17 protein-coding genes are annotated in these 17,685 nt (G+C 52.8%); 7 read left to right on the top strand and 10 right to left on the bottom strand.

Annotated features, from left to right (window positions below):
- Positions 1 to 2 precede the first annotated feature (2 nt).
- The 4 genes from J2X61_RS19375 to J2X61_RS19360 form a co-directional block, all read right to left on the bottom strand.
- Positions 3 to 1,847: a cache domain-containing sensor histidine kinase gene (locus J2X61_RS19375; protein ID WP_274469493.1), complete on the bottom strand. Its 1,845-nt coding sequence runs from the start codon at positions 1,845 to 1,847 to the stop codon at positions 3 to 5.
- A gap of 75 nt (positions 1,848 to 1,922) precedes the next feature.
- On the bottom strand, positions 1,923 to 2,240 hold the full coding sequence (locus tag J2X61_RS19370; RefSeq protein ID WP_145657127.1) for a cupin domain-containing protein: 318 nt from the start codon (positions 2,238 to 2,240) through the stop codon (positions 1,923 to 1,925).
- Positions 2,241 to 2,394: 154 nt separating this feature from the next.
- Positions 2,395 to 3,900: an alpha-glucosidase/alpha-galactosidase gene (gene melA / locus J2X61_RS19365; protein WP_310189889.1), complete on the bottom strand. Its 1,506-nt coding sequence runs from the start codon at positions 3,898 to 3,900 to the stop codon at positions 2,395 to 2,397.
- Positions 3,901 to 4,007: 107 nt separating this feature from the next.
- Complete coding sequence (locus J2X61_RS19360) at positions 4,008 to 4,913, bottom strand: AraC family transcriptional regulator (protein ID WP_310189887.1); 906 nt, start codon at positions 4,911 to 4,913, stop codon at positions 4,008 to 4,010.
- A gap of 204 nt (positions 4,914 to 5,117) precedes the next feature.
- On the opposite strand from J2X61_RS19360, the gene J2X61_RS19355 reads away from it, so the two are divergent.
- On the top strand, positions 5,118 to 6,329 hold the full coding sequence (locus J2X61_RS19355; RefSeq protein ID WP_274469497.1) for an aspartate aminotransferase family protein: 1,212 nt from the start codon (positions 5,118 to 5,120) through the stop codon (positions 6,327 to 6,329).
- A gap of 73 nt (positions 6,330 to 6,402) precedes the next feature.
- Here J2X61_RS19355 and J2X61_RS19350 read toward each other — a convergent pair whose 3' ends face one another.
- On the bottom strand, positions 6,403 to 7,239 hold the full coding sequence (locus J2X61_RS19350; RefSeq protein WP_310189885.1) for a phytanoyl-CoA dioxygenase family protein: 837 nt from the start codon (positions 7,237 to 7,239) through the stop codon (positions 6,403 to 6,405).
- A 132-nt stretch (positions 7,240 to 7,371) separates the two neighbouring features.
- Between J2X61_RS19350 and J2X61_RS19345 the strand changes: the two genes are divergently transcribed.
- Positions 7,372 to 8,241, top strand: a complete 870-nt coding sequence (locus tag J2X61_RS19345) for an AraC family transcriptional regulator (RefSeq protein ID WP_310189883.1) — start codon at positions 7,372 to 7,374, stop codon at positions 8,239 to 8,241.
- Positions 8,242 to 8,855: 614 nt separating this feature from the next.
- Here the strand turns inward: J2X61_RS19345 and J2X61_RS19340 are convergent.
- The gene (locus J2X61_RS19340; RefSeq protein ID WP_274469501.1) at positions 8,856 to 9,011 is read right to left on the bottom strand and encodes a hypothetical protein; all 156 of its coding nucleotides are present in this window, start codon (positions 9,009 to 9,011) and stop codon (positions 8,856 to 8,858) included.
- Positions 9,012 to 9,184: 173 nt separating this feature from the next.
- On the opposite strand from J2X61_RS19340, the gene kduI reads away from it, so the two are divergent.
- From kduI to J2X61_RS19320, 4 genes are read left to right on the top strand one after another with little or no spacing between them, the layout of a single operon-like run.
- On the top strand, positions 9,185 to 10,018 hold the full coding sequence (kduI, locus tag J2X61_RS19335; RefSeq protein WP_274469502.1) for a 5-dehydro-4-deoxy-D-glucuronate isomerase: 834 nt from the start codon (positions 9,185 to 9,187) through the stop codon (positions 10,016 to 10,018).
- A 35-nt stretch (positions 10,019 to 10,053) separates the two neighbouring features.
- The gene (locus J2X61_RS19330) at positions 10,054 to 10,809 is read left to right on the top strand and encodes a DeoR/GlpR family DNA-binding transcription regulator (protein WP_310189879.1); all 756 of its coding nucleotides are present in this window, start codon (positions 10,054 to 10,056) and stop codon (positions 10,807 to 10,809) included.
- A gap of 18 nt (positions 10,810 to 10,827) precedes the next feature.
- Positions 10,828 to 11,580, top strand: a complete 753-nt coding sequence (gene kduD / locus J2X61_RS19325; RefSeq protein WP_274469504.1) for a 2-dehydro-3-deoxy-D-gluconate 5-dehydrogenase KduD — start codon at positions 10,828 to 10,830, stop codon at positions 11,578 to 11,580.
- Positions 11,580 to 12,407, top strand: a complete 828-nt coding sequence (locus tag J2X61_RS19320; protein WP_274469505.1) for a sugar phosphate isomerase/epimerase family protein — start codon at positions 11,580 to 11,582, stop codon at positions 12,405 to 12,407. The genes kduD and J2X61_RS19320 overlap by 1 nt, the downstream gene beginning before the upstream one ends.
- A 48-nt stretch (positions 12,408 to 12,455) precedes the next feature.
- Here J2X61_RS19320 and J2X61_RS19315 read toward each other — a convergent pair whose 3' ends face one another.
- The 3 genes from J2X61_RS19315 to J2X61_RS19305 all read right to left on the bottom strand — a co-directional run bounded on the left by J2X61_RS19315 (position 12,456) and on the right by J2X61_RS19305 (position 14,496).
- Entirely contained in the window at positions 12,456 to 12,929 is a 474-nt protein-coding gene (locus J2X61_RS19315; RefSeq protein WP_274469506.1) for a GlcG/HbpS family heme-binding protein, read from the bottom strand.
- Between the two features lie 167 nt (positions 12,930 to 13,096).
- The gene (locus tag J2X61_RS19310; RefSeq protein WP_274469507.1) at positions 13,097 to 14,104 is read right to left on the bottom strand and encodes an LLM class flavin-dependent oxidoreductase; all 1,008 of its coding nucleotides are present in this window, start codon (positions 14,102 to 14,104) and stop codon (positions 13,097 to 13,099) included.
- Between the two features lie 65 nt (positions 14,105 to 14,169).
- Positions 14,170 to 14,496, bottom strand: coding sequence for an HPr family phosphocarrier protein (locus J2X61_RS19305; RefSeq protein ID WP_274469508.1), 327 nt, complete (start codon positions 14,494 to 14,496; stop codon positions 14,170 to 14,172).
- Between the two features lie 449 nt (positions 14,497 to 14,945).
- On the opposite strand from J2X61_RS19305, the gene J2X61_RS19300 reads away from it, so the two are divergent.
- A complete protein-coding gene (locus tag J2X61_RS19300) occupies positions 14,946 to 15,140 on the top strand; it encodes a hypothetical protein (protein WP_274469509.1) in 195 nt (64 codons plus the stop codon).
- Between the two features lie 743 nt (positions 15,141 to 15,883).
- Here the strand turns inward: J2X61_RS19300 and J2X61_RS19295 are convergent.
- A complete protein-coding gene (locus tag J2X61_RS19295; protein ID WP_274469510.1) occupies positions 15,884 to 17,668 on the bottom strand; it encodes a sensor histidine kinase in 1,785 nt (594 codons plus the stop codon).
- Between the last annotated feature and the right edge of the window lie 17 nt (positions 17,669 to 17,685).

Raw genomic sequence — 17,685 nt, 5'->3', positions numbered from 1 at the left:
CACTACGCTCCTTCCTTCATGCCGACTCCGAGTGGCAGTTTGATGCTGACCCGCGTGCCGGCGCCGGCGCTGCTCTCCAGCTCCAACCCGTAAGCATCTCCGAATAAATAGGCAATACGCCGGTGCACATTGACGATGCCGATTTGGGAGACGGCCGTCACCATATCCTTCTGCAGCAGATCGAGCTGCAGAGCCCGGAGTTTGTCCGCCGGTATGCCAGCCCCGGTATCCTGAATGCAGATTCTGAACTGCTGCTCGCCGGCGCGCTCAGCCGAAATCACGACATGGACCGGCCGGTCGCCCGTTTCGATACCGTGAATGACGCAGTTCTCGACCAATGGCTGGAGCGCGAATTTCGCAATCTGCTGCTGCTCCGCCCACTGCGGAATCCGAAACTCATAACTGAGCTTCTCCTCAAAGCGGTATTGCTGAATGCGCAGGTACATCTCGCAGATGTGGACCTCCTGCTGCACCGATATCGTCGCTCCCGCATGATTCAGGTTATAGCGCAGCAGCCTTGCAAGCGACGCGACCAGCACGGAGATGTCCGTCATATCGTGCTCCAACGCCATGCCCCTCACCGTTTCCAGCGCATTCATCAGGAAATGGGGGTTCACTTGGGATTGAAGCACCTTGAGCTCGGTTTCCTTCTGCCGGAGCTGGAGATCCTTCTCGCGCAGCTGCGAGTATGTAATCTCGTCGAGCAGATTTTGCAGTTTCTCCACCATTTTATTAAAATCGTTCGTTAGTTGGCCGATCTCATCCTTGGATTCGATGTCCGCACGAGCTCTGAAGTCGCCTGCTTTGACCCGCTTCATGAAATATTGCAAAGCCCGCACCGGCCTGACGATGCTGGAAGCGAATCCGATCCCGATCAGGTACGCGAGGACCAAGGTGACCGCTACCGTCCACCAGATCGTTTGCCGGATATAATGCGTCCCCCTCGTCAGCTCTTCTTCCGGGATGACCGTCACGAGCCGCCAATTCAAATATGCGGACCGGCTGAACGTGTAGAACGGCTTGTCTCCGGTTTGCGCCTGGTAAGAGCCGCTCTCCTGCTGCAACATATCATTCAGCGTTTCCCAAAGCGCAAGATGCCCGATCTTTGCGTATTCCGGCGAATAGATGTATCTTCCATAGGAGTCCAGAATCGATAAATAGCCGGTTCGGCCAATCGTCACCCGTTCGGCAATTTCTTGAATCCGTTTGAAATTCACTTCCATGATGAGCGTGGCAACAGGCTCCAGTGTGTTGGGGCTGACCAGTCGCTTGACGATCGACAGGACCGGCACACCTTCGAGCTCATACCGCTCGGAAGGCGGCCTGATGATGAGCATAATATCGCTGTTCGCAGGCACATTGGCGAACCACGGCTCCTTGATCAGTTCGAGGGCGGGCGTCACATTTTTGTTCATGCTCGTATCCAGTACGGCTTGGTTCTCCGTTACAAGCATGATCCGGGAAATATCGGCACGCGAATAAGCCGTATCCTTCAGAAGCTGCATCATCGGTTCGCGAATGCCGGAGCTCTGCACCTCCTGCTCGCTTGTCATGCGCAGAAATTGCTGCATGGCGGGGTGATTTTGCATGCGGATCGAGTCGATCTCAAAATCCCGGATATAGTATTCAATGTGCAGTTTGACCTGCTCGATAATTTGTTCGTTGCTCAAATTCGCTTCCTCCCGCAGCACTTGTGAAGATTTCTGGTAGGAGATCAGACCGACGGCGAGCAGCGGAATGACGACCAGCATAGCGGAATATACGAGCAGCTTCACCGTTAGCGGGCGATCGCGTAGGAACAGGCTTCGATAAAACCAGACCCAGGCTCTGCGGCTTCTTTTCCCCATACGTCTCCCCCTTATTCATTCAAATGTAAACGCATTCAACCAATCAATAAAAAAACCAGCTGCAAGAGCAACTGGTTAACGTTTCACAAGATCTTCACGAATCGGTGTAAATACATCCAGCAAAGCGGATGCCTCAAGCGCAGTTACACCATGCTGAGCGCCGCTAGGGATGTAGACCGTTTGGCCTTGTTCGATGACCGTCACTACACCATCTATCGTAAACTCAATCTTGCCTTTTAAGCAATAGGACATTTGTTCGTGCACGTGACTGTGCTGATATCCGACGGCCCCCGGCTCGAAGTGAACCTCCATCATCATCAGACCGACTTCCGCTTTCAAAATGCAGCGTTTCACGCCCGGCTCTGCCGGTTCCCACACGCCAATATTCGACATTTGGCTTCCCCTCTCCATAAGCGATCATATTCACGTAAAAAAGGACCGCAAGCGGTCCTTCACTTACACCGTATATTATACCTCAAAAGAACCTAAATGAACATACTTGAAAATAAACGAACATCAAGCGGGTGCAATTTGTTCTGCCGACTCCTCAAGAATTGACAGACGCGCGATCCTTGCCTTTGTCGGCTTCGCCCGCATTCTTCGTAGCGGCTTCCCGGTCCTGCTGCATTTCCTGAACCGTTTTCACCTTCAAGCGAGCTGCGCCTTCATAATCGCGTGTCGGTATGAGGTTACCTGCAGCCAGACGTTTCTTGGCTTCTTCGACCGCCGAGCCGTACTGCGGCAGCCATTTCTCTTGGGCAACGAGCATTTCATCGACCAGCTGCCATATTTCCTTCGGATTGCAGACGGCTCCGACGAGCGGATCCATCATGAACGCTTGGCGCAGCAGCTTGTCATCGCCGTGCACAGCCGCTTCCACCGCCAGCCGCTGCACGGAGATGCTGACGTTGCAGACCGCCGCCGGGCCTAACGGCAGGTTGCCGACATGCGGCATGGAGATGCCGTTGCCGTCCACATAACCCGGCGCTTCGATGATGGCATCATCAGGCAAGTTGGCGATGACGCCTTGATTCACCATATTGAAATGACCGCGATACAGCCGGCCTGTTTCCAAGCCTTCTATAATATAGGAGCCGTGCTCTTCGCTGCGTTTCTCTGCCGCGTATACCATCGCCTTGTCTTTCATCCAGTTCGGAAAATCCGTTTCGAACCAATTCCGGCCTTCCGTGCACACGCGCAAGTAGCCGCCGGTCTCGCCATTGATCCAGCTCCCCAGATCGATCCAATCCTGGATTTCGTCCGCCCGTTTGCGGTACCAAGGCACATACTCGCTGAGATGCCCGTTCGACTCCGTGCTGTAGTAGCCGAACCGGCGCAGCATGTCGATCCGGACTTTCTCCGTCCGGGCGAATTCCGGATGCTTCTCGAACGCTTCGAGCAGTCCCTCGGTCAGATCCTTGCCTTGATGGCGGGCCTGAATATACCAGGTTTGGTGATTGATGCCCGCACAAATAATGTCGACTTCCTCTTTCTTAAGGCCGTATACCTCGGCAATTTGCCGGTGACCGTGCTGTACGCCGTGACATAAGCCGATTGTCCGCACGCCGCCATACTTGTTGCAAGCCCAAGTCAGCATCGCCATGGGATTCGCGTAGTTCAAAAGCAGCACGTCCGGCGAAGCTACGTCGCGAATGTCCTGGCAAATCCGCAGCATCTCGGCGATGCCGCGCTGCCCGTACATAATGCCGCCGGCGCACAGCGTGTCGCCTACGCATTGGTCGATGCCGTATTTGAGCGGGATATCGACGTCGGTGGCGAATGCCTCCAGCCCTCCCACACGTATAGTACATAAAACATACTTCGCGTCTTTCAAAGCTTCTCTGCGATCCGTGCTCGCTTCAATCCGGATATTCAATCCGTTCTCCCGAATGTCTCTCTGGCATAGCTCCGTCACCATGTCCAGATTGTGCTGATTAATGTCTGTAAAAGCGACTTCAATATCGTGAAACTCCGGCACCGTCAACAAATCGCGGAGCAAACCGCGGGTAAATCCAATACTTCCTGCACCGATAAAAGCTACTTTAAATGACATCTATCTCGCCCTCTCTCTCATGTGCTCTACCCTTCACATTGTAACAAGCACGAAGGCGAAACCGTTATCAATTTTCTAACTTCATCTGCGCCGTTTTGTCAAAAATCCTAACTTTTTTCAGGATAGTTGCGCTGCTCCTTATAGACGGATTTGCGGAAATCCGCCGGCGTGAGCCCCGTATGCTCTTTGAACAGCATGTGAAAATATTGCCGGCTGCCCACTCCGATATAATCGCAGATGTCGGCGATCGGCACGTCCGTTTCGAGCAGCAGCATCTTGGCTTTCTCCATCCGGATGACCGTCAAGTAAGCCATTAACGTTTGGCCCGTATGCGCCTTGAACAATCGCTGCAAATATCCCGGATGCAGATTAACGGCTCCTGCTATGTCTTTCACTTGAATATCGCGGTCGTAGTTCTGATGCAAATATTCCGTGCTAAGCCGGACGTATCTCTCGCTAGGCGCGAGCCCGCTGCCCACCGATTCCTGCCAGAGCCGGGCTATGCGGATCAGCAGCTGCGCGATGAGCAGTTGGACCATCAGGTCGCTTTTGGCGGCCGCTTTATCCAGCTCGAGCACGAGACTTCTCATCGTATGGTAGACTTCGTCGCCGTCGCGCAGCACCAAATAAGCGGTTTCGGCCTCCAGCAGCGTGAGCAGCAAGCGGTCTTCGGCGGCTAATTCCTGAATGGACGGAAATACCCCTTTGCCCTGCGGAAAACGAAATTCCACGTTCAGCATTCTGCAGGTTTCGTCCACAATCAGGCGGTGCGGGACATCCGCATTAATAATAATGAACTCCCCTTTTGTGAGCGCAACCTTCTCGGTATGTGACGGCCCTTCTTGCACCTCGACCAAACAACTGCCTTGAATCGTATACATAATTTCCGTCGCATCGTGACGGTGAAACGGCATGGTAAAGCCGCGCCATTGCTTGAAATAGTACGCCATCACCTGCGGGTGGCCATGCTCCTGCGACATGAGCGCCGGGAATAGCGCAGCTTCACTTGTCATCCTTCATTTCCCCTTTCTGAATGGATAGCTCGTTAAAACGCCGCTCCCGTTAAGATCCTAAGGTCATTGTAACCGCCCGGTGCCGAAAAGAAAATCGTTCCAAGACGCCAAGAATCTGTTTTGTTTGTTTGGCAATTTTTGTATTGAATAAAAATACAAATATACGTATAATTATTCATTATTGAACATAAGGGAGTGACAGGCATGATACAACATACGAAGACATTGACGGATGATCTTCTGCAAGCGGCAAACCATTCTACTTTATTCGTGGCGAATAGGCCACAGGTCGTCATGGAGCGCGGCGAGGGCATGTATATGTGGGATACGGACGGCAACAAGTATCTGGATTTTATCGGGGGGTGGGCAGTCACCTGTCTCGGGCACGCACCGCAGGTCGTCAGCGATGCGCTGGCGGAACAGGCCGGCAAGCTGGTCCATGCGGGTCCCGGCTTCTATAACAAGCCGATGGTGGAATTCGCGCGCATGTTGACGTCGCTCACAGGGCTGGAGCGCGTATTCTTCGGGAGCACGGGAGCGGAAGCCAACGAAAGCGCCATTAAGCTGGCGCGCAAATACGGCGCCGTCCGCAAAGGCGGAGCCTACGAGATCATTACGGCCAAACGCAGCTTCCATGGCCGCTCCCTAGCCACCATGGCCGCGACCGGGAAGCCGGGCTGGGAGACGATGTTCACGCCGCAAGTACCCGGCTTCGTGAAAGTGTCTTTCAATGACATCGAGGCTGTGAAGTCCGCCGTGAACGAGCATACTTGCGCGGTCATGCTGGAGCTCATCCAGGGAGAAGGCGGCGTCTATGAAGCGAATGTCCCTTACATCCAAGAGCTGCGCAAGCTCTGCGACGAGAACGGCATTCTGCTCATCTTCGATGAGGTGCAGACCGGGATCGGACGTACCGGCACCATGTTCGGCTACCAGTATTATGGCGTGCTCCCGGATGTACTGACCTTGGCGAAAGGGATTGGCGGCGGTTTTCCGCTTTCGGCGATGCTGACGAAGGAAGCCTACAACCTGTTCGAGCCCGGCGATCAAGGCGGAACCTACACAGGTCAGCCGCTCGCTATGGCCGTTGGCCTTGCTGTTGTAAGCGAGGTGCTGCGCAGAGGCCTGCCTCAGCAAGCGGCGGAACAAGGAGCCTATTTGCTGTCTAAGCTTTATGCGATCCAAGACCGCTACGGCTTGCAAGAGATTCGGGGCAAAGGCTTGCTGCTTGGCTTCGATCTTCCGCGGCCTTGCGGAGCCGAGCTCGCCGCCATCTGCATGCAAGCCGGCCTCCTCATTAATTCGCCGAATCCGAAGACGATTCGTCTGATGCCCGCTCTCATCGTCACGAAGGACGACATCGATGACATGATCCGCCTATTGAGTGAAGCGCTGGATCAATGTTTGCTTTCCTAATTGCTGCACTTATGCAAAAACCCATCGGTCCGGCAGATCGAACGATCTGCCTGCCGATGGGTTTCTTTCGCATTCAGCGCGCGAACAAAACCGGAAAATACGGATTCGCAAAAGGCTGTCCGTTCACAGGGCGCGGTCCTAGCAAGCGGATGTTGTCATGCCGCTGAATGCCGGCGCGATAGCTTGTGCCGCCGGGCATCAAGTGCGCGACAACCGACATGCGGGGCTCATTCGTCCGGTTCGCACCCGAACCGTGGAACGTAAGCCCATGATGAAAGCTGGCCTGCCCTGCCTTCAAGATGCACGGTTCCTCCACCCACTCGCGACCGGCCGCATATTTGTCCCGCAGCTCTTCCATATTCGGATTGAAAAACGTATCGCTATCCGGGATCAACCCCCACTTATGCGAGCCGACGATCGTCATCATCCCGCCGTTCGTCAAATCCGTGTCCTGCAGAGCTATCCACACCGTCACCATATTCGGGTTGTCGGAGCATTGCCAGTACCCGTAATCCTGATGCCAGCCTACGTTTCCTGACGACGTGATCTTATCGCCTACCCCCGGCTTGTAGATCACCTGGTCATGCCACAGCCGAATCTCATCCGTATTCAGCAGGTCAGCGGCAAGCTCGCCGATCCAAGGATCCGTGACTGCGCGGCGTATCTCATCGTTAATCCACCAACCGTTGTCCAGCTTGCGCAGAGCGTCGGGATTGGAGCTGGGCCGGTAATGATTCATGGGCAGCCCGTCCCCGTCGTAATCCCCGGACCATACCCGCTCATGCGCTTGCCGCAGCCGAGCAATCTGATCGTCGTCCAACAGTTTGGGTGAAATCCAGTAACCGTCCCTTTCAAAAATTTCCTTATCCTGAGCCGTAATTTTGTAGGTTCTATCTGCGTGCAGCGCCATTTGGCATGTCTCCTTCCATATCTTGATTTCATCATACGGTTTTCGGCTTCCGTTGACGTCCAATTTGCTCCAGAGTAGTATGAGAAACATAGCGAGTATCGAGAATGTTTATGAAATTAGGAGGTTTCTTCTATGGCGACTAAGCGATGGACCTACGACCTTGCCTCGGAACATGAAATACCGGATGTCCCGGAGCTGCTGCTATTCGGATTTGATGAGATCCGATCGGCGCTTCCGCTGACTTTCCACAAGCATGACGGGTATGAGTTTGTGCTGGTTGAACGCGGGAAGGCAAGCTGGGAGCTGGACGGAACGGTTTATGAGACGAAGGCGGGAGACTTGTTCCACACCCGTCCGGACGAGCTTCACCGCGGAGGCTTCAACGTGATTGAGCCGAGCCGGTTCTGGTGGTTTATCGTCACCCCGCCGCAAGGGGATGGCTGGTTTCGGCTGCCGGCAAGCGAATGCGAAAGCTTCAGGCGCGCGCTGCAGGCGCTCCCTCGCGTCTGCCACCTTGGTCACGACGCCGCTCAAAGCTTCGCGAAGCTGAAAGCAGCTCTGATCGGCGACAGTCCTTTGCGCTCCTCCGCAATCCGGCAAGCCGCGCTCGGTTTGCTGCTGGTTATTTTGCAGCCGTACGGACGGCAGCTGCCGCTTGCCGAAGATTTGACCCGGCAGTTCGAGAGACTGGTCAAACGGATCGAGGAAGAGCCGCAATGGCGGCCGAGCATCGAGGAGCTGGCGCTGGGCGTGCGGCTCAGCCCTTCCCATTTCTTTCGCACCTTCCAAGCCTATTCCGGGCTTCCGCCGATGGTCTATATTGAACGAATGCGCATCCGGGCGGCGTGCAGCCGGCTTGCGGAGAGCGACGCTTCCGTTACGGACATTGCCGGATCACTTGGCTATGCTTCTTCCCAGCATTTCGCGACGGTGTTTAAGCGAATCATCGGCATGACACCGCTGCAGTGGCGGACCTATGCAAGATCCGGAGTAGGACAATGATGGCGGGCGGCCTCGATGAGTGAGCCGGGCTTTCTTCATCAGCCGCAGATCGTAACTGGAATTTCTCCCGTTATTCCTGCGAAAATTAGCCCAGTTGTGCGAATAAAGGGAATTCCTACCGTTAATTCATCCCCTTTTCGTGTAGAGACGGCGGGAACGGGCCGAATAACGGTATTTTTTCCAGTTATCCAGCATTCGAGGCTCCGTCACGCTGCATTTAACAGGAGAAATTCCCGTTATGGGCTTGACTCTCGTTCAAGGAGGTGTGTCTTCTCGTTCTACCTCTGGGATTGGTTCTCGTTCGAAGAGGTGTGTCTTCTCGTTCTGCCTCTGGTATTGGCTCTCGTTGAGGAGGTGTGTCTTCTTCTCGTTCTGCCTCTGGGCTGCTCTCGTTGAGGGGACTGTCTTCTCATTCTACCTCTGGGCTTGGCTCTTCTCGGTCTGTCTCTGGGCTTGGCTCTCGTCGGGGGCTGTCCTCTCGTTCTGCATATGTATCTTCTCGTTCTTCCACTGATGTACCTCGCTGAGGGAGCCGGGCTTTCTTCATCTGCCGCAGGCCGAGAAAATATCAAAAAAAAACGAAGCAGGCACAGGCCTGCTTCGTTTTTTTGGCGTTAATCCCGCTCCTCTGTCGAGAATGCATCCTTAATATTATCCATGATTTCCTCGACCGCATCGCTCACCATATCTGTCGGCGTCGTATCCTCTTCATCGGGGAGGGTCGGAATCGTATCGTTGCACACGTGATCGAAATAATGACTTTTATCCATAACATAACCTCCTGTAAAGTTGTTTTTTCCTGAATCTATATCCCTTATTCACCATTTTCGAAAGATTTGAAACACCTAGCAAAAGGACTTGCCATATCGCCATGAATGGAGTAAATTAAACCTATATGAACTAATATCAACCCAAATAAACGATCCGAAGGAGCGATTTTCACATGGATATCCGCTATGCTTCCCACCCAAACGAAGTCAAACAATTCGACACAGAGCGTCTGCAAGCCGAGTTTCAAATTAACCAACTGTTTGTCCCTAACGAGATTAAATTAGTATACTCTCACGTTGACCGTTTCATCATCGGGGGCGTTCTTCCAATTACTGGTTCCCTGCAGCTGCAAGCTGATAAAAAAGAAATGGCAGCCGACTACTTCCTGGAGCGCCGCGAAATCGGTATCATCAACGTTGGCGGACGCGGTACGGTTACCGTTGACGGCACGGTTTACAACATGGATCCTAAAGATTGCATCTATATCGGACTTGGCGCCAAAGAAGTTTCCTTCGCCAGCGAGAACGCCGCCGAGCCTGCCAAATTCTACTTCAACTCCACACCGGCTCACAAAACATACCCTACGGTCAAAGCGGCAATCAGCGAAGCAACGCCCGCTCACCTGGGCAGCATTAACACATCCAATGAGCGCACAATCTACAAATACATCCACCTGGACGGCATCCAAAGCTGTCAGCTTGTTATGGGTATGACGCTTCTGAAACCGGGCAACATGTGGAACACTATGCCTTCCCATACGCATAACCGCCGTTCCGAGGTTTACTTCTACTTTGATATGCCGGAAGATGCCGTCGTTTTCCACATGATGGGCGAGCCTCAACAAACGCGTCACGTCGTTATGCGCAATGAGCAAGCGATCATCTCCCCAAGCTGGTCCATTCACAGCGGTGTGGGCACGAACAACTACACCTTCATCTGGGGTATGGCCGGCGAGAACCAAATGTTCGACGATATGGACGCCGTCGCAATGAAAGATTTGAAATAATCGGTCATCTCTCTTTGGGAAAGTGATGATATCCGATGAATCCTTTACGCAGATATGAAGTCATTATGGAAATACTCCTGGCACAGAAAGAAGTGACCGTTAACGAGCTTAGCGAACGACTGGACGTGACAGGCAAAACCATTCGCGAAGACCTGGCCAAGCTGGAGGAGAAAGGGCTGCTCGTCCGCATTCACGGCGGCGCGATGCTTGCCCAGAGCGACCAGCTTGGCATTCTCTCGGCGAAGGAGCCGATCGTGAAGCATGCCGATGAGAAATCGGAGATTGCCGCAATCGCGCTGCGGTATATTCAGCCGGGGGACATCATTGCCCTGGACGGCGGGAGCACAACATTGGAAATTGCCAGGCGGCTGGATAATCAGGCGCTTACTGTTGTGACGAACGATTTGCACATTATTGCCGAGCTGCTTCATAAAGAGGAAATCCGGCTTGTCGTTCCCGGCGGCTACCGGCTGCGCAATATGCTTGCAGGTCCTGAAGCCGTGGCCTATGTGAACTCCCTCAACATTCAGAAATCGTTCATCTCTGCGACAGGCGTACACCTCCAGCATGGATTTACGATTTATACGAGCGATCATGCAGATTACAAGCGGGCGCTGATCGGTTCGAGCGCAACCGTCTATGGTGTTGCCGATCACTATAAGTTCGGCCAGTGCGCCCTTCGCACTTTTGCCTCTCTCTCCGAGGTGGCCATGATTATTACCGATAGCCAACTGCCTGCGGAAACGGCCAAGCAATACCGTGATGCCGGCATTCAAATCGTCACGAATTAGTGAGAAGGAGTACTTATCATGACACTTTTTAACCTAGCAGGAAAAACAGCCTTCGTAACCGGCGCATCCGGCGGTCTGGGCCAAGCGATGGCCATCGGCCTTGCGGAAGCAGGCGCCAACGTCATTGCCGTCTCCTCTTCCGAAAGCGTAGCCACGGTCGAAGCCATTCGCGCTCTTGGCGGCCAAGCGGAATTAATCGCGGCAGATCTGAGCAACGAAGACATTCTCGAGGATGTTGTGGCTAAAGCGATCGGCATTTACGGCGGGATCGACATTCTCGTCAACAATGCAGGAATCATTCGCCGTACGCCGGCGGCCGACCATGCCCGTCAAGACTGGCACGATGTCATCGATCTGAACTTGAACTCCGCCTTCTTCCTGTGCCAGCTGATCGGACGCCATATGATCGAACGCGGAAGCGGGAAAATCATCAACATTGCCTCCATGCTCACGTACCAAGGCGGGATCAATGTACCTGGCTACACAGCCAGTAAGCATGCGATCGCCGGTGTAACCAAAGCTTTGGCGAACGAATGGGCAAGCAAAGGCGTGCAAGTGAATGCGATCGCACCAGGATACATGACGACGAACAATACGGCACCGATCCTGAAGGACGAGAACCGTACGAAGTCGATCACGGAACGCATTCCTGCCGGCCGTTGGGGTGCTCCGGAGGATCTCAAAGGTCCTGTCGTGTTCTTGTCCTCCAGCGCTTCCGACTATATGAACGGACACGTGCTGTGCGTGGACGGCGGATGGATGGCGAGATAATGGGAATCGGGACGCTCGCACATACCGTCGGTCATCTTCCGCTGAACCAGCTAACCGAGAAGCTGCGCGGACGCGGCATTGATTTCGTCCAACTGGCTCTTGGCAAAGCTATCAGTGATATCGATACAAGCTTAGGTAAGCTAAGTCCCGGACTTGCCAGCCACATCGGCGAGCAGTTCAACAACGCCGGCATTCGCATCGGCGTACTCGGTTGTTACATCAATCCGATCCATCCGGATCCGGAGCAGCGCCGCCGCGAAATCAATCGGTTCAAGGAGCATCTGCGCTATGCCCGGGATTTCGGAACGTCCATTGTAGCGACGGAGACGGCCGACTTGACGACCTATCTTTCTCAGGATGCTGAGCGCTACGAAGCGATCGGTTGGCAGCTTTTTAAACAAACTGTCGAGGAGTTGGCTGAGGAAGCGGAACGTTGGGGCGTGCACATCGGTCTCGAACCGGTGTTCACACACACATTGTCCAGCATCGAAAAAATGGTTCGGATCATGGAAGAAGTACCGTCCAGCAACATAGGCGTCGTATTTGATCCGGTCAATTTGCTGCCGCCTTCTTCTTTGGACACGCAAGAGGCTTTCTTGGATGAAGCCTTTGCCGCTTTTGGCGACCGCATCGTGCTGGCGCACTTGAAGGACGTTGCCGTCCAGGACGGTAAGTTGATTCAGCTGCGGTCCGGCCAAGGGATTTTCCAAACCAAGACATTCCTGCAGAAACTCCATCAGGCCAAACCTGGCGTCGACATTTCTTTGGAGCAGCTTACAGATGAAACGATAAATGAAACACTGCATTATGTAAGAAACTTGCTGTAGCAGCAATAAGCCCCGTCCTCCGATTGGAGGATAGGGGCTTTCCTGCATTTATTTCTGAATGTCAGGTTCCGTTATCACTTCATACTTGTCGCCTAAATACGACTGCAGCGCCTTCAGCGCGGCAACGCCAACCGCAATATCATCCTCGCCGGCCCCGCCGCTTACTCCGATTCCGCCTATGACGCTTCCGTTCACTACGATAGGGAACCCGCCGACAAAAATGGCAAATTTGCCGGGCATCATCGCATGGATACCGAACGCTTCACCATCGGCCGCCGCCGGACCTCCCCGCCTATTGAACAGATGCGTCGAGCGCCGATGGCCGCTCGCGGTGAATGCTTTGGCCATGGCCAGTTCCGGGCTCGTATTGCGCGCGCCGTTCATTCGTTCCATGGCGATCACATATCCGCCGTCGTCGACGATGCAGATCGTTTCCGCGGCATGCGCAGCGGCCGCCGCTGCAAGGCCCGCCGCGATCATTACTCGCGCTTCTTCCAATTCCAGCTTGAATACAGATTTCATTCCCAGCCGCCCTCCCAACATTCCGACACGATATGACGCCAAACCCTCTTTCATACATATGGAGATGCGGGAGGATTATGTCTGGATCTGCGGCTCTGAACCCTACTAAAACAGCCTATCCGGCTCAGCTGAGACCGAATAGGCTGTGATGCGATGCGATGACTGGATTACCCTTGAAGCTCGAACACTTCAGCCAGCAAGCGGTATGAATGAACTCTGGCTGCAATATCATGAATTGGCGAAACAACCATGATTTCATCAGCCTGATAAGCCTCGTTGAGCCGCAGGATCTCCGCTTTCACCTGCTGCGGTGTGCCTACGATCCGTTTGTGCTGGCGGTCCTGGATCATAGCCAAATCTCCTGGCGTGTACGGATAATTCATCGCTGTTTCGACCGATGGGAAGGACGGCAATAGCGCGCCGCGACCAAGCGAGAGGAAGAACAGGTCCGTGCTGGTGGCCAGCCGTTTCGCCTCCTCTTCCGTATCCGCACAGATGACCAACACGGCTGCCAACGAATGCGGCTTCTCATTTAAATTAGACGGTGTAAAATGTTCGCGGTAAATGCGCAAAGCCTGTTCACAATCCGCATTCCCGAAAAATTGTGCAAAACCGAAGGCAGCCCCTTGATCGGCAGCAATTCGGGCGCTGTCGTAGGAAGAGCCCAGCAGCCAAATCTCCGGCGCTGTCGCAATGATTGGCGAGGCATGCAGCGCCGCGAACCGGTGGTTGGCCGGCAATGAATCGTACAAATATCCGGTCAAATCAGCAACCTGCTGCGGGTATTGATCAACGCTCGTATATTTACCTTCCTGCAGTGCGCGTGTCGATATCGGCATGCCGCCGGGAGCGCGTCCCAACCCGACGTCGATCCGCCCGGGATGCAGCGCTTCGAGCAGGCGGAAATTTTCCGCTACTTTGTACGCGCTGTAATGCGGCAGCATAATGCCGCCGGAACCGAGACGTATCCGGTTTGTTTTGGCAGCCAGATGCGCGATCAGCACCTCCGGACTCGAATGCGCAAGCGCCTGCGAAGCATGATGCTCCGATACCCAATACCGCGTATACCCCAACCGGTCCGCTTCTTGCGCCAGCTCTGTCGTTTCAACGAGCGTTTGTGCCGCCGTGCGGCCTTCCCCTATTTGTGATTGGTCCAAAATCCCCAATTTCAACATCGTAAATCACCTCTGCCTTAACTGTAACACAAATAGGAACAGAATAGCAAAAGGTGACCTGGACGCTATTGAGCGACACGTGACCGCCGCTTGATCAAGGAGGATGAGGGCAACCGGGCTGCCCGCTCGCGCTGCTCTTCATTTTGCAAATAAACCGCTACCCCTTCGAACGCTTCTTGCGCATCCTCCCCCTCTATCTCCAACAAAATCGTAGCATTGGGAGGAACCGAAAGACTTAGTGACACGACACCGAGATGCCCTTTGGCATTGAGCATTCGCCCTTTGGCCCCCACATAAATCTGACTTTTGAATCGGTTCGCAATCGTAACAAAGTTAAGTACTTGATCTATCGTCCACGGCCGGTTCATTTCAAATGACCACTCAATTTTCATTTTCATTCGCTCCTTTATGAATGTCTTGATTCTGCATGATGCCATAAAAAAAAGCATGGATTCCGCATCCACGCTTCCGGTTTTCCGGTCAGTTCGGCTCGTTACAATTTCAGTTAATTCCTATAAGTTTACTAAGGTTTAATTTGTTGCGTTAATCTTATCATCGCCAACTGAACTTTGTCAACCTTTCAACTCCTTGAAAAAGGAACGTGGCTGCACTAACTTTGGAACAAAATTCCAATACCTTATGCGAAATCGCCGACTTCTCCATTGCGTTCAAGCAGCGAATCGAGTGCCTCGATCCCTTTACTAGCAGCAAATATGAAGCCATTCATAAATTTCTGATGGAATTAGTCATGATTAGACAATATCTCTCAATTTACACCTCTACCAAAAATAGCCGTTTGATGATAGTTTAAGATATACATCAAAGCGAGGGAGAGATCAGAATGAGAACCATTTATGAGAATTACCGGGGCTTTAAGATCAGCAAGGAAGATAGCACATATAATGCGATCTATTCGGACCGTGTGGTGTTTAGCCGTTGGCAGCTGAGCCAGGTTCTGGATACGGTCGATCAATACGTAGAGATAACGGACAGCAGCAATTCATCAGAGAACGAGTTTGGTTTGCCGCAAAACTAAACGACTACATATGTACGGAGCCCCGGAACGGGAATACATTTGAAAGCTGGCGGAGGATCTTTCCGCTGGCTTTCTGGCTTTTGCGAGGCACCGGTGGGTGTATTTGGGTGAGTGGTACAGGATGCCAGGATGCCATGAACGATTACAGGAATTCCTCCTGTTAATTTTACCTTAAGGAGCAGTTATAACAGGATAACTGGAATGTCTCCCGTTAATCTGCCGCGTTGTCGCTTTGCAGAGGCATTTTCGTGCGAAATAACGTGACAATTTCCAGTTATGGCAGCTAGTAAACGGGACTTCGAAGATTTTAACGGGAGAATTTCCTGCTGTTCGCTAGTAGGGGCTGAGGATGGAGCAACTATCCGGGCTGCCATCGGAGCAATACGCAGCCACTTCCGGCCGTGAACTGTGGTTGATGTAGATGATGCGTGCGTTCTATGTAAGACTTGAGCGTTTGCGTGATATGAAGTTGTGATGTGGATGACTTAGAGTAGCTTGACTTGTGGTGGAGTTGTGGTTACTTAGAGTAGCTTGATTTGTGGTAGAGCTGTGATTACTTAGAGTAGCTAGATTAGTCAGGCGCGTTTAAGTGACGTCAGCGAGCGGTGCGGATGCCATGACTGTTAACAGGAATTCCTCCAGTTAATTTTACCGCAAAGAGCAGTTATAGCAGAATAACTGGAATATCTCCCGTTAATCTGCCGAAATGTTCCTGTGCAGAGGTGTTTTCGCGCAACCCCGCCTTAGGCCGGGGGCTGCTTGATTTCATTTTCATCCCGCATCGACGGAAGCTCAATCCGGGCACATACCCCCTGATCGTCACGAAGACTGTAATGCAAGCCGTAACGCTTGCCGTAATGCAGTTGGATCCTCTTTTGCACGTTAATGATGCCGAAGCCCCGATTGCTTTCCTTCCCGCCCAGAATGGCGTTCATCAGCTGGATATCCGCTTGCCGGTAGCCGTTATCCTCAACGCTGAGTGTAACGATGCCGCCGCCGCTTCGCACCTTAATCCACAATTCCCCGTCCTGGCTCATGTTCTTAATGCCGTGGAGGATCGCATTCTCAATAATCGGCTGCAGGATGACCTTCGGTACGAGGAACTTTTTCGCCTCTTCCTCAATGTCCCAATGTACCTTGAACGCATATTCGTACCGGAACAATTGCAAACGCACGTAAGCTTCAGCGTGATTGATCTCCTCCGCCACCGGAATGAGCAGCTTGCCTTTACTCAATCCGATCCGCATGATGAGCGATAAATCTTTGATCATTTCCGCCGACTCCGCCGCTCCTTCCATGAAGGTATGCCAGTAGACGGATTCCAAGGTATTGTAGAGGAGATGCGGGTTAATTTGCGTGTGCAGAATCGACAGCTCAATCTCTTTATGCTTCAATTCCAGCTCATATTGATCGTATATCGTCTGATTTAACCGGTCCGTCATCCGTATGAAATGGTTGCTGAGCAGCACGATCTCGTTCTTGCTCTCCGAATGCATCGTAATGGCCAGCGGCCTGCCGGGGTGGTACGAGTTGGTGATGCGCGCCAGTCTGGAGATCGGCTTCAGGATCGACTGAATGAAGTACATGGACGCCAGAATGAGTATAAAAAAATAAATGACCATGATCCAGTGCACCAGCTTCTGTACGCTGATATGATCGATAATGATCGATTGCACGGGGACGCGCATCAGCAGCTTCGTATTCGTCACTTCGCTCGTATGAAGCACATGCATGTATGCCACGCCATCTTCCTTCAGCTTATAGACGCCTTCCGATTTGCCCGCCGCTACGGGGACGCTATCGCCAATCTCGAATTTAGGCGTATTCGTCGCCAGCACGACATTGTTCGGATTCAGCAGCATGATCTGGGCGTCGGCGTACTTCTCGAATGGCGTGAAATCCTGCTGCAAAGGCGTCTCGATACCCGAAACGACCAAATAGCCGATAACACTTTCGCCATGATAAATGCTGTTCATCTGTCTCATATACGCGACGGTTTTCACCTTGTTCGGATTGTAGCCGAATTTATCGATGATCTGAAGCACGCCTTTCCCCTTCGCCTGGCTAACTTCACGGTACCAAGAAAGCGCATCCAAATCCGTCGCATAAAAAATGCCGTTGTTTAAAATATCGGGATTCGGCACGAACGAATACTGCTTATCCTTATCCGAGAAAAACATCGAATACCGGATCGCATTCGTCGAATAATTGTTCAAATATTTATCCAATGTCTTGAAAATTTCAAACCGCTCATATTCCGAAAAGGAAGGCAGACTGGCAAGCTGTTGAATCTCTTGGGAGATCATGATTTTCTCGGTTTTCTCGTCGAAATCGCTGCTTTCCCGGTCGAGCGTAAGGTGGCTGCCCCGCACCAATTGGAGCAAAGCATTCCCCACCTGCTCCTCGGTAATCGATTCGAGCTTCTTGGCGACAACCAGATCCAGCACCAGGATCGGGATGACGACGAACGTGATGAGCAGCACAATCAGCTTTTTCATCAGATTCATATTACGCAGCATTTGCAACATACTTACTTACCTGCCTT

It is taken from the genome of Bacillus sp. 3255, assembly GCF_031456485.1.
GTDB lineage: Bacteria > Bacillota > Bacilli > Paenibacillales > NBRC-103111 > Paenibacillus_E.
The sequence above is the reverse complement of the archived record's forward strand: the minus strand, read 5'-3'. Positions and strand labels throughout refer to the sequence as shown.

What these genes read in the sequence shown, in the direction of transcription:
- J2X61_RS19300 (WP_274469509.1), top strand. Translation starts at nt 14,946, where the DNA reads ATGAGAACCATTTATGAGAATTACCGGGGCTTTAAGATCAGCAAGGAA.
- J2X61_RS19370 (WP_145657127.1), bottom strand. Translation starts at nt 2,240, where the DNA reads ATGTCGAATATTGGCGTGTGGGAACCGGCAGAGCCGGGCGTGAAACGC.
- J2X61_RS19375 (WP_274469493.1), bottom strand. Translation starts at nt 1,847, where the DNA reads ATGGGGAAAAGAAGCCGCAGAGCCTGGGTCTGGTTTTATCGAAGCCTG.
- J2X61_RS19320 (WP_274469505.1), top strand. Translation starts at nt 11,580, where the DNA reads ATGGGAATCGGGACGCTCGCACATACCGTCGGTCATCTTCCGCTGAAC.
- J2X61_RS19295 (WP_274469510.1), bottom strand. Translation starts at nt 17,668, where the DNA reads ATGTTGCAAATGCTGCGTAATATGAATCTGATGAAAAAGCTGATTGTG.
- J2X61_RS19360 (WP_310189887.1), bottom strand. Translation starts at nt 4,913, where the DNA reads ATGACAAGTGAAGCTGCGCTATTCCCGGCGCTCATGTCGCAGGAGCAT.
- kduI (WP_274469502.1), top strand. Translation starts at nt 9,185, where the DNA reads ATGGATATCCGCTATGCTTCCCACCCAAACGAAGTCAAACAATTCGAC.
- J2X61_RS19340 (WP_274469501.1), bottom strand. Translation starts at nt 9,011, where the DNA reads ATGGATAAAAGTCATTATTTCGATCACGTGTGCAACGATACGATTCCG.
- J2X61_RS19310 (WP_274469507.1), bottom strand. Translation starts at nt 14,104, where the DNA reads ATGTTGAAATTGGGGATTTTGGACCAATCACAAATAGGGGAAGGCCGC.
- J2X61_RS19315 (WP_274469506.1), bottom strand. Translation starts at nt 12,929, where the DNA reads ATGAAATCTGTATTCAAGCTGGAATTGGAAGAAGCGCGAGTAATGATC.
- J2X61_RS19345 (WP_310189883.1), top strand. Translation starts at nt 7,372, where the DNA reads ATGGCGACTAAGCGATGGACCTACGACCTTGCCTCGGAACATGAAATA.
- kduD (WP_274469504.1), top strand. Translation starts at nt 10,828, where the DNA reads ATGACACTTTTTAACCTAGCAGGAAAAACAGCCTTCGTAACCGGCGCA.
- J2X61_RS19330 (WP_310189879.1), top strand. Translation starts at nt 10,054, where the DNA reads ATGAATCCTTTACGCAGATATGAAGTCATTATGGAAATACTCCTGGCA.
- J2X61_RS19305 (WP_274469508.1), bottom strand. Translation starts at nt 14,496, where the DNA reads ATGAAAATTGAGTGGTCATTTGAAATGAACCGGCCGTGGACGATAGAT.
- J2X61_RS19355 (WP_274469497.1), top strand. Translation starts at nt 5,118, where the DNA reads ATGATACAACATACGAAGACATTGACGGATGATCTTCTGCAAGCGGCA.
- J2X61_RS19350 (WP_310189885.1), bottom strand. Translation starts at nt 7,239, where the DNA reads ATGGCGCTGCACGCAGATAGAACCTACAAAATTACGGCTCAGGATAAG.
- melA (WP_310189889.1), bottom strand. Translation starts at nt 3,900, where the DNA reads ATGTCATTTAAAGTAGCTTTTATCGGTGCAGGAAGTATTGGATTTACC.